Here is a 12,509-nt window from a genome sequence, read left to right as displayed (position 1 = left end):
GGTCCGCGACGGCCTGCCGCGGACGGATCGTGCCGGCGGCCCGAGCGGGCCACCGGCGGTCGTCGGGGTCGGCCGGTGATGTCCCACCGGCCGACGGGCCGGTCCCCGGGTCACAGGCGGCAGCTGATCTCCATGCCGTCCTCGATGGGGAAGGAGACGTTCTGGTAGCCGTTCGCCGGGTCGCGTACGTAGTCGAGATACGGCCGCATGGGGCCCTCGAACTGGTCGATGTCGTCGGCAACGACGAGCGTGCCGGGCCGCAGGCGCGGTTCGAGCATCCGCAGCACGGGCAGGCACAGGTCCTTCCAGCCGTCGAGCAGCAGAAGGTCCACGGAACCATCGAGGTCGGCGAGGGTCTCCCGGGCGTCCCCCTCCAGCACGGTGATCACGTCGTCCAGCCCGGTCTCGGCGAAGGTGCGGCGGGCCGCGGCGATCTTCTCCTTGCTCAGCTCCGTGGTGATGACGCGCCCGGTGCCGTTGTCCCGCACGGCGGCGGCCAGATGGAGCGTGGAGATCCCGAAGGACATGCCGAACTCGACCACCGTGGCCGGGCGGATGGCGCGGATCAGGTTGTAGAGCAGCTTCCCGCCCTCGGCGGAGATCGGCATGTAGATCCCGGCCGCGGCGTCGGCGAGTTCCTGCGGGGCCAACGATTCCAGTGCGCCGGGGGGCAGCTGCGCTTGGGCGGTCTCGTCCTGCTCGGCCAGCTCGAACATCCGGCTGAGGGCGGTCTCGACCCGGGGGTCGGCAAGCGTGTGAGTGACTGTCATGAGTCGCAGAGTAGACGCGACGTTGCGTCTTGTCTAGAAAAGACTCAGCCGGGGAGGGTGGTTATCCTGAGATCTCGGGGAGGCAAGATGGCACGCGCGACACAGACCGCCGGGACGAGCGGCACCGGCCGACCGGCACCGCGCCACCACGGCAACCGGCACGGGCGCAGCGAGCAGGCCCGGCTGGCGGTGCTGAACGCCGCGGACGACCTGCTGGCCGAGAAGGGTTTCGCGGGCGTCACCATGGAGGGGATCGCCACCCGGGCCGGGGTCGCCAAGCAGACGGTCTACCGCTGGTGGAGCACCAAGACCGACATCCTCATGGACGCCTTCCTCCAGGATGTGGCGGAGGACCTGCCCGTGCGCGACCGCGGTGATCTCGCCCTGGACCTGCGCAGCTATCTGCGCGACCTGGCCGGGTTCCTCAGCGCCTCCGACCCCGGCGCCGTCTTCAAGGCCCTGGTCGCCCAGGCGCAGCACGATCCGGTCTTCGCCCGGGACTTCCGGTCCCGGTACCTCGACGACCAGCGCCGCCGCGACCGCCTCCCGCTGGAACGGGCCATGGAGCGCGGTGAGTTGCCGCCCGGCCTGGACCTGACGGCCGAGACCGACCAGCTCACGGGCCCCGTCTACTACCGGGTGCTGGTGACCGACGAACCCGTCGGCCAGGAGTTCACCGACCGGCTCGTGGACGCCTTCCTCCACCGCCACGGACTGACCCCACCGTCGAACGACTGACCCCCGGCCCAGGAACACAGGAACAGGGTCCGCCGCCCGGCCCAGCCCCAGGAAGCGGAAAGCGGGCCCCTGCCGGGTCAGCTCAGGGGCCGCCCCTCGCGGACCCGGCGGCCGCCGTCCACCACCAGGTCCGCACCGGTGATCCAGGACGCCTCGTCCGAGACCAGCCAGCGGACCGCGCGCGCCACGTCGTCCGGTTCGCCGATCCGGGCCAGCGGGAGCGCCGCGGCGATCTCGCGCTCGCCGGGCTCCCAGACGAAGCGGGCCATCTCGGTGCGGACCAGGCCCGGGGAGACGGCGTTGACGCGGACCGACGGCGCCAGTTCGGCGGCGAGCTGGCGGGTGAGGCGGAGGAGGGCGGTTTTGGCGGTGCCGTAGGCGCCGACGCCCGGGCCGACGCCGTGGGTGCCCTCGGTGCAGATGTTGACGACCGCGCCGCCGTGGTCGCTCATCCAGGCCCGCCAGGCCGTCTGGGTCAGCCGCAGCGGGGCCTCCACATTGACTGTGAAGGCCCTGCGCCAGGCGAGCGGGTCCACCGTCATCAGCGGGCCGAGCGGGGCGTTGGTGGCGGCGTTGTTGACCAGGATGTCGAGGCGGTCGAACTCCCCGATGGTGCGGGCCACCGCCGCCTCCAGGTGCGCCGGGTCCGCCACATCCCCGGGGCAGGCGACGGCGCGCGGGCCGAGGCGGCGTACGGCCTCGGCCAGCTCCTTCGGGTCCCGCGCCGTGAGGCAGACCGCCGCACCGTCCGCCATCAGCGCCTTCGCCACTGCCAGGCCGATACCGCGTGAGGCGCCCGTGATCAGGGCCGCGCGTGCCATCGGCTCAGCCCCTCGTGCTCACCGTCTCCGTGTCCCGGCCCGACCGCAGCACCCGTCCCGGCACCGCGCCGGTGATCTCGTCGTCCCGGATGGTCTCGGTGCCGCCCACCCGGACGCTCACGATCCCCATCGCCCGCGAGTCCAGCCGGGGGCTGTCGCCCGGCAGGTCGTGCACCAGCCGCGCCCGGCCCGCGTCGATCCGCTCGGGGTCGAAGAGGACCAGGTCGGCGTGGTAGCCCTCGGCGATCCGGCCGCGCTCGCGCAGCCCGAGCAGCCGTGCCGGATCGTCCGTCAGCATCCGTACCGCCCGCTCCAGGCCGACCAGCTTCCGGCCGCGCAGACAGTCGCCGATGAACCGGGTGGTGTACGGGGCGCCGCACATCCGGTCCAGATGGGCCCCCGCGTCCGAGCCGCCGAGCATGACGTCCTCGTGCTCCCAGGTGCGCCGGCGCAGCTCCCAGCTGGCCGGGTCGTTGTCGGTCGGCATGGGCCACAGCACCGTACGCATCTCGTCCGCGGCGCAGATCTCCACCAGTGCGGCGAAGTCCTCCTCGCCGCGCTCGGCGGCGATGTCGCGGACGACGCGGCCGGTCAGCCCGGCGTTGGCCGCGCTGTAGGTGTCGCCGATGACGTACCGCCCGAAGTGGGTGAGCCGGCGGAAGACCCCGGCCTCGGGGCTGCCCGCGCGGCGCAGCATCTCCGCCCGTACGTCCGGGTCGCGGAGCTTCGCGATCCGCTCCGGGATCGGCAGCCCCAGGATGTCGCCCCAGCCCGGGATGAGGTTCAGCGCACAGAAGGTGCCGAGCGACATGTTCATGGGGGTGAGGATCGGCATGGTGAGCGCGACGACCCTGCCGCCCGCCTTACGGGCCCGTTCACTGGCCTGGAGCTGGCGCGGCACCCGCTCGGGGACGGCCGCGTCGATGGTCAGGACGTTCCAGTTGAGCGGGCGGCCGGCGGCCGCGCTCATCTCCACCAGCAGATCGATCTCCTCGTCGGCGAACTGGTCGAGACAGCCCGCCACGATCGCCTCGATCTGCGTGCCCTCGTGTTCGCCGACGGCCCGGGAGAGCGCCAGGAGCTCCTCGGGTTCGGCATGGCGGGAGGCGACCGGCTGTCCGTCCCCGTCCGAGTGGGTCGAGGACTGGGTGGTGGACAGCCCCCACGCCCCCGCGTCCATCGCCTCGTGGAAGAGTCGCAGCATCTCCTCCAGCTGCGCGGGCGTGGGCTGTCCGCCGATCGCGTCCTCGCCCATCACATGGCGGCGCAGCGCGCAGTGCCCCACCATGAAGCCCGCATTGACGGCGATCCGGCCCTCCAGCGCGTCCAGGTACTCGCCGAAGCCGTGCCAGTTCCAGGGCGCGCCCTGCTCCAGCGCCACCAGCGACATGCCCTCGACCCGGCTCATCATCCGCCGGGTGTAGTCGGCGTCGCCGGGCCGGTCGGGGTTGAGCGGGGCGAGGGTGAAGCCGCAGTTGCCGCCCGCGACGGTGGTCACGCCGTGGTTCATGGAGGGGGTGACGTACGGATCCCAGAACAACTGGGCGTCGTAGTGGGTGTGCGGGTCGACGAACCCGGGCGCGAGGACGAGCCCGGTGGCGTCCTCGGCGGACCGCGCCGGTTCGGTGACGGTCCCGGGCTCGCCGATGGCCACGATCCGGCCGTCCCGGATGCCGACGTCGGCGACGTAGGAGGGCGCGCCGGTGCCGTCCGCCACGGTGGCGCCCTTGATCAGGTGGTCGAGCACGGGTGGATCCCTTCTCGCGTCTGCGGCTGCTGGGTCTCGGCTCGCACGTCCGCGGCTGCTGGGGCTCCGCTCTCGCGTCCGCGACTACGCGGCCTCGGCTCTCACGTCCGCGGCTACCGGGTCTCGGCGTGGCGGAAGCGGGTCGTGCGGTGCACCGGATCGGTGTCGATCTTCGGGATGACGTGCTCGCCGATGAGCTTGACCGTGTTCATCGTGTCCTCGTAGCCGATCCCGATCGGCAGCCCGAACGACAGCTGGTCGGCCCCGGCCTGCTCCCACCGCTTGCACTGGCGGAAGACCTCGTCCGGGTCGCCGCAGATCATCAGCTCCTCGGCGATGAGGAGTTCGATGATCTCCTCGGTGTACTCCGGCAGCAGCTCGGGCCACTCCGGAATGCCCTCGGGGCGGGGGAAGGTGTCGTGGTAGCGGAAGAGCAGCGACTGCAGATAGTTGAGCCCGCCGCCGACCGCGATCTCGACGGCCTTGGCATGGGTCTCGGCGCAGATCGCGGTGGAGGTGACCATCACGTTGTCGTTGACGAAGCCGCCGACCGGCTCGGCCTCCTTGATCGCGTTCTTGTAGGAGTCGAGAACCCACTCCATGTCGGAGACCTTCTGGATGGAGAAGCCGAGCACGCCGAGGCCCTTCTTGCCGGCCATCGCGTACGAGGGCGGCGACCCGGCCGCGTACCACATCGCCGGGTGGGAGCCCCCGTACGGCTTGGGCAGCACCTTGCGCGGCGGCAGCGACCAGTGCTTGCCCGCGAAGCCCTGGTACTCGTCCTGCAGCCACATCTTGGGGAACTCGGCGATCGTCTCTTCCCAGATCTCCTTGGTGGCGTTCATGTCGGTGATCCCCGGGAGGAAGCCGAGGATCTCGTGGCTGCCCGCGCCCCGGCCCGAGCCGAACTCGAACCGGCCGCCGGAGAGGTGGTCGAGCATCGCGACCTTCTCGGCGACCTTGACCGGGTGGTTGACCTGCGGCAGCGGGTTGAAGATCCCGGAGCCCAGGTGGATGCGCTCGGTGGCGTGGGCGAGATAGCCGAGGTAGACGTCGTTCGCGGAGAGGTGGGAGTACTCCTCCAGGAAGTGGTGCTCGGAGGCCCATGCGTACTTGAAGCCGGACCGGTCGGCCTGGATGACGTACTCGGTCTCCTCGACGAGCGCGTGGTGCTCGGCCTCGGGGTCGGTTCGGCGTCGGCTTTCGGGGACGTATCCCTGCACAAAGAGTCCGAATTCCATGGAGGTTCACCGCCTCAGACGACTCGATCTGACGCATCGTCAGATTTTGATTGACTCTGGCACCGCGGACAGGGACCGTCAAGGGCCGCAGCCGCGCCGGACCCGGAGGGGTCCTAGAAGACCGAGACGCCGGTCAGCCAGCCGCCGTCGACGACGAACGGCTGGCCCGTCACATACGACGAGTCCTCCGACGACAGGAAGAGCGCCAGCCGCGCCACCTCCTCCGGGCGGCCGATCCGGCCCAGCGGCACCAGCTTGCGATAGAGCTCGTCGACCGCCGCCGACGCCTCCGCGGCGTCGGCGGCCGGGTCGAGCTGGGCCGGGTTGGTCATGGGGGTGTCGATCGCGCCCGGGCAGATCGCGTTGACCCGGATGCCCTTGTCCGCGAGCTCCATCGCGGCCACCCGCGTCATCCCCACCACCGCCGCCTTCGTCGCGGCGTACGAGGTGAGGAAGGGCATACCGGACAGGGCGACGTACGAGGCGGTGTTCACGATCGTCCCGCCGCCCGCCGCCGTCAGCTCCGGCGCGAGGGTCCGCATCCCCAGGAACGCCCCGACCTGGTTGACCTGGACCACTTCCAGGTACTCGGTGAGCGGGGTGCTGACCAGCTCGTTGAAGCGGAGGATCCCGGCGTTGTTGACCAGGCCGTCCACCGCGCCGAAGGTGTCCTTGGCGGCCGCGACGGCGGCGTTCCAGTCGTCCTCCCGGCCCACGTCCAGATGGACGAAGCGGGCGCTCTCACCCAGCTCCTTGGCCAGCGCCTCGCCCGGCTCGTCCAGCACGTCGCAGAGGACCACCCGCGCGCCCTCCGCCACGAACAGCCGCGCCTCCTGCTCACCTTGTCCGCGCGCCGCCCCGGTGATGACGACGACTCGCCCGTCCAGCTTGCCCATTCCGTTCTCCCTAGTCATCGAGGTGCGGAGCGACATCGGCGGCGAAGGCCGCCATCTGGTCGGTCAGTTCGGTGTGGTCCCGGCAGCGGAACCGCACCTGGATCTGGTCCACCCCCATCGCGGCGTAGGCGCGCAGGCTCTCGGCCAGCCGCTCCGGCGCGCCGGTCAGGGTCCGGCGCCCCACGTTCCAGCCGGGCTCGCCCACGTACAGCGGCTCGGTGATCGCGCCGATCTCGGCGGGCTCGTCGATCCCCGCCTCTTCCCGCAGCGCGCACAGCCGGGCGATCTGGCCGGGCAGCCGGTCCCGTGGATCGCCCTGCGGCAGCCAGCCGTCGCCCCGGATCGCCGCCCGGCGCACCGCCGCGGGCGAGGAGCCGCCGATCCACAGCGGGGGCCGTGGCGTCTGGACGGGGCGCGGGGCCTGCCCCAGACCGCTGAAGGCAAACCGCTCCCCACGGAAGTCGGGGAACTCCTCCGGCCCCAGCGCCGCCTTCAGCGCGTCGACCGTCTCGTCCAGCAGCGCCCCGCGCCGGGCGAAGTCCACCCCGAGCGCCTCGAACTCCTCCCGCACATGCCCGGCCCCGACCCCGAGGATCAGCCGGCCGCCGGAGAGGTGGTCGAGCGTCGCGTACTGCTTGGCGGTCAGCAGTGGATGCCGCAGCGCGGCGACCGCCACATGGCTGAGCAGCAATACCCGCTCGGTGGCCGCGGCGAGCCAGCCGAGGGTGGCCACCGGGTCGTACCAGACGGTGCCCATCGCGGCGGCCAGCCGCCGCGGGATCGCGACATGGTCGCAGACCGCGAGGTAGGCGAAGCCGAGCCGGTCGGCGGCGCGGGCGACCGCGAGCAACTCGGCCGGGCCGGCCTCCGCCTCCCACGGCTCGGCGTAAAGGGTGGACTGGGACTGGACCGGCAATTGCATGCCGTAGCTCAACCGGCCCCGGGGCAGGACGCGCATGCCGGGCCTCCTCGTCGGTGGACCGCCATCGTCGTATCGGACCTCGGCCATGGTGGTATCTGACGGTCCATCAGACAAGGGGTATGGCGGTCTCGTCCCGCATTGCGAGGCACTGCTAGCGTACGGACGTTCGGACCTCGGGCCCATCGCCCGCCGCCCCGCTCAGGGGCCACCACGGGGGGCACAGTAAGGGGCACACAGAGGGGCACGTGATGATCGAGACGGTCTTCCGCTGCGAGGATCTGCCCAGAGCGGATCGGTTCGACTTCTGGCGTGAGCAGATGGCACAACTCATGGCGCCGATGGAGATGAGCAGCGACCACACCCGTGATTTCCGGGGAGAGGTGCGCATCCTCGACTTCGGCGCCGCCTCCGTGTGGCCCACGAAGTTCCGTGAGATGAACTTCCGGCGCACCCCCAAGCTCATCCGGCAGTCCGACCCCGAGCTGTACCACTTCTCGTTCATCCAGGAGGGAAACCTCCAGGTCTCCCAGTCCCGCCAGGAGGCCGCGCACACCGCGCAGGGGCTCTACGTCGTCGACACCTCACGCCCCTTCGACTGTCTGGCCTTCGGCGGCCCTCCCGGAGGCGTGGGCCTCGAGATCCCCAAGGCCCTGATCCCGGTCCCGCACGACCGGATCGACCGGCTGCTCGCCCGGCCCATCCCGGCGCGCGAGGGCGTCGGCGCCCTGCTGACCGGGTTCCTCGCCCGGCTGGCCGCGGACCGTAGCTCCTACGGCCCCTCCGACGGCCCGCGGCTGGGAACCGTGCTGATCGACCTGGCCGCGGCGCTGCTCGCCCAGGCCGTCGAGGCCGACGACGCCCTGCCGCCCGAGACCCACCGGCACACCCTGGCCTTACGGGTGCAGAGCTTCATCCAGCGGAACCTGTCCGACCCGCGGCTGTCACCGGCCACCATCGCCGCCGCGCACCACATCTCCGTCGGCTATCTGCACCGCCTCTTCCGCGCCCGCGACACCACGGTCTCCGCATGGATCCGGCAGCAACGGCTGGACCGCGTCCGGCGCGACCTCACCGACCCGGGCCTGCACACCGTCCCCATCCACGAACTCGCCGCCCGCTGGGGCTTCGCCCACCCCGCCGTCTTCAGCCGCGCCTTCCGCGCCGCGTACGGCATGCCGCCCAGCGACTACCGCCACCTGGCACGGGTGTCCCGCGCGCCGGGCGCAACCCCGCGGCGCCCGGCGCGCACGGACTCCCGGCCCTCCGCACCGCCCACGGCCCCTGTCACTTCGTAGGGGTGGGTGACGGCGTTGGGAGGGGGAGGGCCGGTGTGCCCCACAGCCTGCCGAAGCGACCGAAGGATGTCATTGACCGGCAGTGACCGCTTTCTTGCTCCTCCGTGACCAAGGCAGCGCCGAGGCGTGTCGGCCCGGCGCTACTCCCCCGCCCCCGCCCAGAGCCCGTCCGCCGTGAGCCCCAGCAGCTCGATCGCGTTGCCGCGCACGATCCGCTCCACGACGTCCGGCACCAGATGCCCCATCTGCGCCTCGCCGACCTCGCGCGACTTGGGCCAGGTGGAGTCGGAGTGCGGATAGTCCGTCTCGTACAGCACGTTGCCGACCCCGATCGCGTCGAGGTTGCGCAGCCCGAAGGCGTCGTCGAAGAAGCATCCGTACACATGCTCCGCGAACAGCTCGGACGGCGGGCGCAGCACCTTGTCGGCCACTCCGCCCCAGCCCCGGTTCTCCTCCCACACCACATCGGCGCGCTCGAGGATGTAGGGGATCCAGCCGATCTGGCCCTCCGCGTACATCACCTTGAGGTTCGGGAAGCGCTCGAACTTGCCGCTCATCAGCCAGTCGACCATCGAGAAGCAGCAGTTGGCGAAGGTGATCGTGGAGCCGACCGCGGGGGGCGCGTCCGCGGAGGTCGAGGGCATCCGGGAGGAGGAGCCGATGTGCATCGCGATGACCGTGCCGGTCTCGTCGCACGCGGCGAGGAAGGGGTCCCAGTCGTCGGTGTGGATCGACGGCAGCCCCAGGTTCGGCGGGATCTCCGAGAAGCAGACGGCCCGCACCCCGCGCGCCGCGTTCCGCCGCACTTCGGCGGCGGCCAGCTCGGCGTCCCACAGCGGGACGATGATCAGCGGAATCAGCCTGCCCCGGGCCTCGGGGCCGCACCACTCCTCCACCATCCAGTCGTTGTACGCCCGGACCCCGAGCAGCCCCAGCCCGCGGTCGGCGGCCTCGGTGAAGGTCTGCCCGCAGAAGCGGGGGAAGGTCGGGAAGCAGAGCGCCGACTGGACGTGGTTGACGTCCATGTCCGCGAGCCGGTCCGGCACCGAGAAGGATCCGGGCCGCATCTGCTCGTAGGTGATGGCCTCGAGCCTGACCTCGTCCCGGTCGTACCCGACGGCGGTGTCCAGCCGGGTCAGCGGCCGGTGCAGTTCCTCGTACACCCACCAGTCCGCGAGCGGCCCGTCGTCCCCCGGCGCGCCCATCTTCGGGGCGAACCGGCCGCCGATGAAGGTCATCTCCTTCAGCGGCGCCCGGACGATGCGCGGCCCGGTGTCACGGTACTTCGACGGGAGGCGGTCCCGCCAGACGTGAGGGGGCTCAACCGTGTGGTCGTCCACCGAGATTATCTTCGGGAAGCTCTCCATGACTGCACGGTAGCGCCGATCTGACGGATCGTCAGCTCACTGGGCACCTCCCGCGAGGTTTCGGGGGATGCCACGGACACGTCGAACTCTTTACTGACGTACGGCCCACAGGCACGGCAGACTGGCCGTACAGCGAGGAAGCGTGTGCGGGGGGCACCATGGTCGGCGACGAGCGCCTGGGGCGGCGGACAGGTTCCGCCGGATCCGTACCGGACCAGCGGTGGCGCGGTGACGAGGCGAACCTCGCCCTCGGCGAGGACCCGGACCCCGCCCTCGACCGGACGCGGATCGGGCTGGAGTGGGAGAGCGGCTACCACGCCGATGTCGTCCCCGAGCTCCGGCCGCACGCCGCTCCACGGCCCGCCACCGCGTTCTCCCGGCCCACCGCCGTGGGCCGCCCGCAACGCCCCCTGGCCGCCGATGCCACCGCCGTCCGTCCCGCGCAACTGCCCGCGACGGTGGCCGACTTCACCGGCCGCGAGGACCTCGTACGGGAGCTGAACGACCGGCTCGCGCCCGGCTCCGACCGCCCGGCCGCCATCGCCATCGCCGGTATCGGAGGCATCGGCAAGACCGCCCTGGCCGTCCATCTCGCGCACACCGCCCGCCGGCACTTCCCCGACGGCCAGCTCTACATCGACCTCGGCGGTGCGGGCCCCTCCCCCGCCGACCCCGAAACCGTGCTCGGCGCCTTCCTGCGCTCGCTCGGCACCCCCGACGCCGCCATCCCGGACGGCACCGAGGAGCGCGCCGCCCTCTACCGCGCCTGTCTCGAGGGCCGCCGGGTCCTCGTCCTGCTGGACAACGCCCGCGACGCCGCCCAGGTCCGGCCGCTGCTCCCGGGCGAGGACGCACCGGAGTGCGTGGCGCTGATCACCAGCCGCGCCCATATGGCCGACCTGGACCGCGCCCACCTGGTCGACCTGGACGCGATGAGCCCGACGGAGGCGTTCGCCCTCTTCGCGCTGATCGTGGGCGAGGAGCGGGCGATGGTCGAGCGCGCGGCGGTCATGGAGGTGGTGGCGTCCTGCTCCTACCTCCCGCTCGCCATCCGCATCGCGGCCTGCCGGCTCGCCTCCCGCCGCACCTGGACCGTCTCCGTTCTCGCCCGCAAACTCGCCGACGAGCGCCGGCGGCTGGACGAGCTGCGGGCCGGGGATCTGGCGGTCAAGGCGACCTTCGGACTCGGCTACGGACAGCTCGACCCGGCCCAGGCCCGCGCCTTCCGCCTGCTCGGCCTGGTCGGCGGCCCGGACATCTCCCTGCCGGCGGCGGGCGCGGTGCTCGGCCTCGACGTCGAGGAGACCGCCCGGCTCCTCACCTCCCTCGTGGACATCTCGCTGCTGGAGTCCGCCGTACCGGGGCGCTACCGCTTCCATGACCTCGTACGGCTCTACGCACGGGCCTGCGCCGAGCGGGAGTCACAGGCGGCGGCGGACCGCGAGGAGGCGCTGTCGCGGCTGCTGGACTTCTACCTCGCCACGGCGGCGCGGGTGTACGCCATGGAGCGGCCCGGGGACCGCATGGTCGAGCACCTGGAGCCCACCGGCCATCCCGGGCTGTGCTTCGAGACCTCGAAGGCCGCCCAGGACTGGCTCTTCGCGGAGGGCGACTGCCTGCTCGACTGCGTGCCCAGGTGCACCGGGGAGACCACCCGCCGCCGCGCCGGGGATCTGCTGCTGGGCGCGCTGGACCTCGCCGAGTCCGGGGCCCGGCCGCGGCAGTACGAAACGGTGGCGCGGGCGGCCGGCGACGCGGCCCACGCCGCCGGGGACTCCCGTACCGAGGCCCGCGCCCGCTCGGCACTGGGTCATCTGTACAGCTTCACGGGCCGGTACGCCCAGGCCGAGCGCGAGCTTCGCCTCGCACTGGAGCTGGACGGCGAGGATCCGGTGATCGCCAGCCGCGCCTCCAACCAGCTCGGCATCGTCACCAACGGCCTGGGGCGGTACGACGACGCGGAGAGGTTCCTCGGACAGGCCCTCGACGCGTTCCGCGCCGATGCCAACGAGGCCGGTGAGGCCAGCGCCCTGGCCAATCTCTCCCGGCTCCATGTGAGCCGGGGCCGCACCCGGAGCGGGGTGGAACTGGCCGAGCAGGGACTCGCCATCTACCGCAGGATCGGCGCCCCCTTACGGCTCGCCAACGGGATGTACACCCTCGGCATCGCGCTGACGCGTGCCCACCGCCTGGAAGAGGCGTCCGTTCACCTCATCGAGGCGCTCGACCTGTTCCGCGAAGCCCGTCAGCCGCTGTGGGAAGGCATGACACATTTCCGGCTGGCCGAAATGCATCTGGCAGCACATCGCCCCACCGAGGCGGTGGCGCACGCCGAGCAGTCCCTCGCCCTGGGCGGCCTCGGCGGCGAGTGGCGGCGCTTCTCCTTTCTCACCGTTTTGTCGAAGGCCCTGATGGCGGCCGGGCAGCGAAGCCGGGCCGAGGAGTACTGGAGCCAGGCGCAGACCCTTCGCGAACGGCTGGGCTCACCCGAGCCCGAGGAGGTGCGCCAACTGCTGGCGACCTCGGCACCGGACCTCCCGGCGGCCACGGATCCGAATCCCGGCCATCGGGACGCCTTCGGAGTCGGCCCCCCGGTGTCCGAAAGCGGGCCCTGGAACTGACGATCCGTCGGCACACGGAGGTCTCGAAGTCGGGCGGGCCTTGTGGAGAGGTCCGGCCCCTACTGACGTGAGGGGTATCGGCAAGGCAAAC

The 12,509-nt window shown here is 71.9% G+C and carries 9 protein-coding genes and 1 pseudogene; 3 read left to right on the top strand and 7 right to left on the bottom strand.

What is annotated here, in order from left to right; genetic code table 11:
• Window positions 1-110: 110 nt before the first annotated feature.
• Window positions 111-770 carry an O-methyltransferase gene (locus ACFYOY_RS23605; RefSeq protein ID WP_388589336.1) on the bottom strand — a complete coding sequence of 220 codons (660 nt, stop codon included), beginning with the start codon at window positions 768-770 and terminating at the stop codon, window positions 111-113.
• Between the two features lie 87 nt (window positions 771-857).
• Between ACFYOY_RS23605 and ACFYOY_RS23600 the strand changes: the two genes are divergently transcribed.
• Window positions 858-1,508: a TetR/AcrR family transcriptional regulator gene (locus tag ACFYOY_RS23600; protein WP_388589333.1), complete on the top strand. Its 651-nt coding sequence runs from the start codon at window positions 858-860 to the stop codon at window positions 1,506-1,508.
• Window positions 1,509-1,585: 77 nt separating this feature from the next.
• Here the strand turns inward: ACFYOY_RS23600 and ACFYOY_RS23595 are convergent, their stop codons facing one another.
• The 5 genes and pseudogenes from ACFYOY_RS23595 to ACFYOY_RS23575 all read right to left on the bottom strand — a co-directional run bounded on the left by ACFYOY_RS23595 (window position 1,586) and on the right by ACFYOY_RS23575 (window position 7,171).
• Entirely contained in the window at window positions 1,586-2,329 is a 744-nt protein-coding gene (locus tag ACFYOY_RS23595; protein ID WP_388589330.1) for an SDR family oxidoreductase, read from the bottom strand.
• Window positions 2,330-2,333: 4 nt separating this feature from the next.
• Window positions 2,334-4,106: pseudogene (locus ACFYOY_RS23590) on the bottom strand (amidohydrolase family protein); the annotation flags it as partial.
• Between the two features lie 83 nt (window positions 4,107-4,189).
• Entirely contained in the window at window positions 4,190-5,317 is a 1,128-nt protein-coding gene (locus tag ACFYOY_RS23585; RefSeq protein ID WP_351905537.1) for an LLM class flavin-dependent oxidoreductase, read from the bottom strand.
• Window positions 5,318-5,430: 113 nt separating this feature from the next.
• Complete coding sequence (locus ACFYOY_RS23580) at window positions 5,431-6,213, bottom strand: SDR family NAD(P)-dependent oxidoreductase (protein WP_351905534.1); 783 nt, start codon at window positions 6,211-6,213, stop codon at window positions 5,431-5,433.
• Between the two features lie 10 nt (window positions 6,214-6,223).
• Entirely contained in the window at window positions 6,224-7,171 is a 948-nt protein-coding gene (locus tag ACFYOY_RS23575; protein ID WP_351905531.1) for an LLM class F420-dependent oxidoreductase, read from the bottom strand.
• Between the two features lie 212 nt (window positions 7,172-7,383).
• Between ACFYOY_RS23575 and ACFYOY_RS23570 the strand changes: the two genes are divergently transcribed.
• Entirely contained in the window at window positions 7,384-8,430 is a 1,047-nt protein-coding gene (locus tag ACFYOY_RS23570) for an AraC family transcriptional regulator (RefSeq protein WP_351905528.1), read from the top strand.
• Window positions 8,431-8,570: 140 nt separating this feature from the next.
• Here the strand turns inward: ACFYOY_RS23570 and ACFYOY_RS23565 are convergent, their stop codons facing one another.
• On the bottom strand, window positions 8,571-9,797 hold the full coding sequence (locus tag ACFYOY_RS23565) for an amidohydrolase family protein (protein WP_388589325.1): 1,227 nt from the start codon (window positions 9,795-9,797) through the stop codon (window positions 8,571-8,573).
• 158 nt (window positions 9,798-9,955) lie between these two features.
• Here ACFYOY_RS23565 and ACFYOY_RS23560 point away from each other — a divergent pair, with 158 nt between their 5' ends.
• A complete protein-coding gene (locus ACFYOY_RS23560) occupies window positions 9,956-12,418 on the top strand; it encodes a tetratricopeptide repeat protein (protein ID WP_351905522.1) in 2,463 nt (820 codons plus the stop codon).
• Window positions 12,419-12,509 lie beyond the last annotated feature (91 nt).

This window comes from Streptomyces sp. NPDC007875 (assembly GCF_042868035.1).
In the GTDB taxonomy this organism is placed as follows: Bacteria; Actinomycetota; Actinomycetes; order Streptomycetales; family Streptomycetaceae; genus Streptomyces; species Streptomyces antimycoticus.
This window is presented reverse-complemented; position numbering and strand designations above follow the sequence as displayed.

Bases quoted from the DNA above. Each gene is read 5' to 3' on its own strand.
- ACFYOY_RS23595 (WP_388589330.1), bottom strand. From the start codon at position 2,329: ATGGCACGCGCGGCCCTGATCACGGGCGCCTCACGCGGTATCGGCCTG.
- ACFYOY_RS23575 (WP_351905531.1), bottom strand. From the start codon at position 7,171: ATGCGCGTCCTGCCCCGGGGCCGGTTGAGCTACGGCATGCAATTGCCG.
- ACFYOY_RS23565 (WP_388589325.1), bottom strand. From the start codon at position 9,797: ATGGAGAGCTTCCCGAAGATAATCTCGGTGGACGACCACACGGTTGAG.
- ACFYOY_RS23605 (WP_388589336.1), bottom strand. From the start codon at position 770: ATGACAGTCACTCACACGCTTGCCGACCCCCGGGTCGAGACCGCCCTC.
- ACFYOY_RS23570 (WP_351905528.1), top strand. From the start codon at position 7,384: ATGATCGAGACGGTCTTCCGCTGCGAGGATCTGCCCAGAGCGGATCGG.
- ACFYOY_RS23580 (WP_351905534.1), bottom strand. From the start codon at position 6,213: ATGGGCAAGCTGGACGGGCGAGTCGTCGTCATCACCGGGGCGGCGCGC.
- ACFYOY_RS23600 (WP_388589333.1), top strand. From the start codon at position 858: ATGGCACGCGCGACACAGACCGCCGGGACGAGCGGCACCGGCCGACCG.
- ACFYOY_RS23560 (WP_351905522.1), top strand. From the start codon at position 9,956: ATGGTCGGCGACGAGCGCCTGGGGCGGCGGACAGGTTCCGCCGGATCC.
- ACFYOY_RS23585 (WP_351905537.1), bottom strand. From the start codon at position 5,317: ATGGAATTCGGACTCTTTGTGCAGGGATACGTCCCCGAAAGCCGACGC.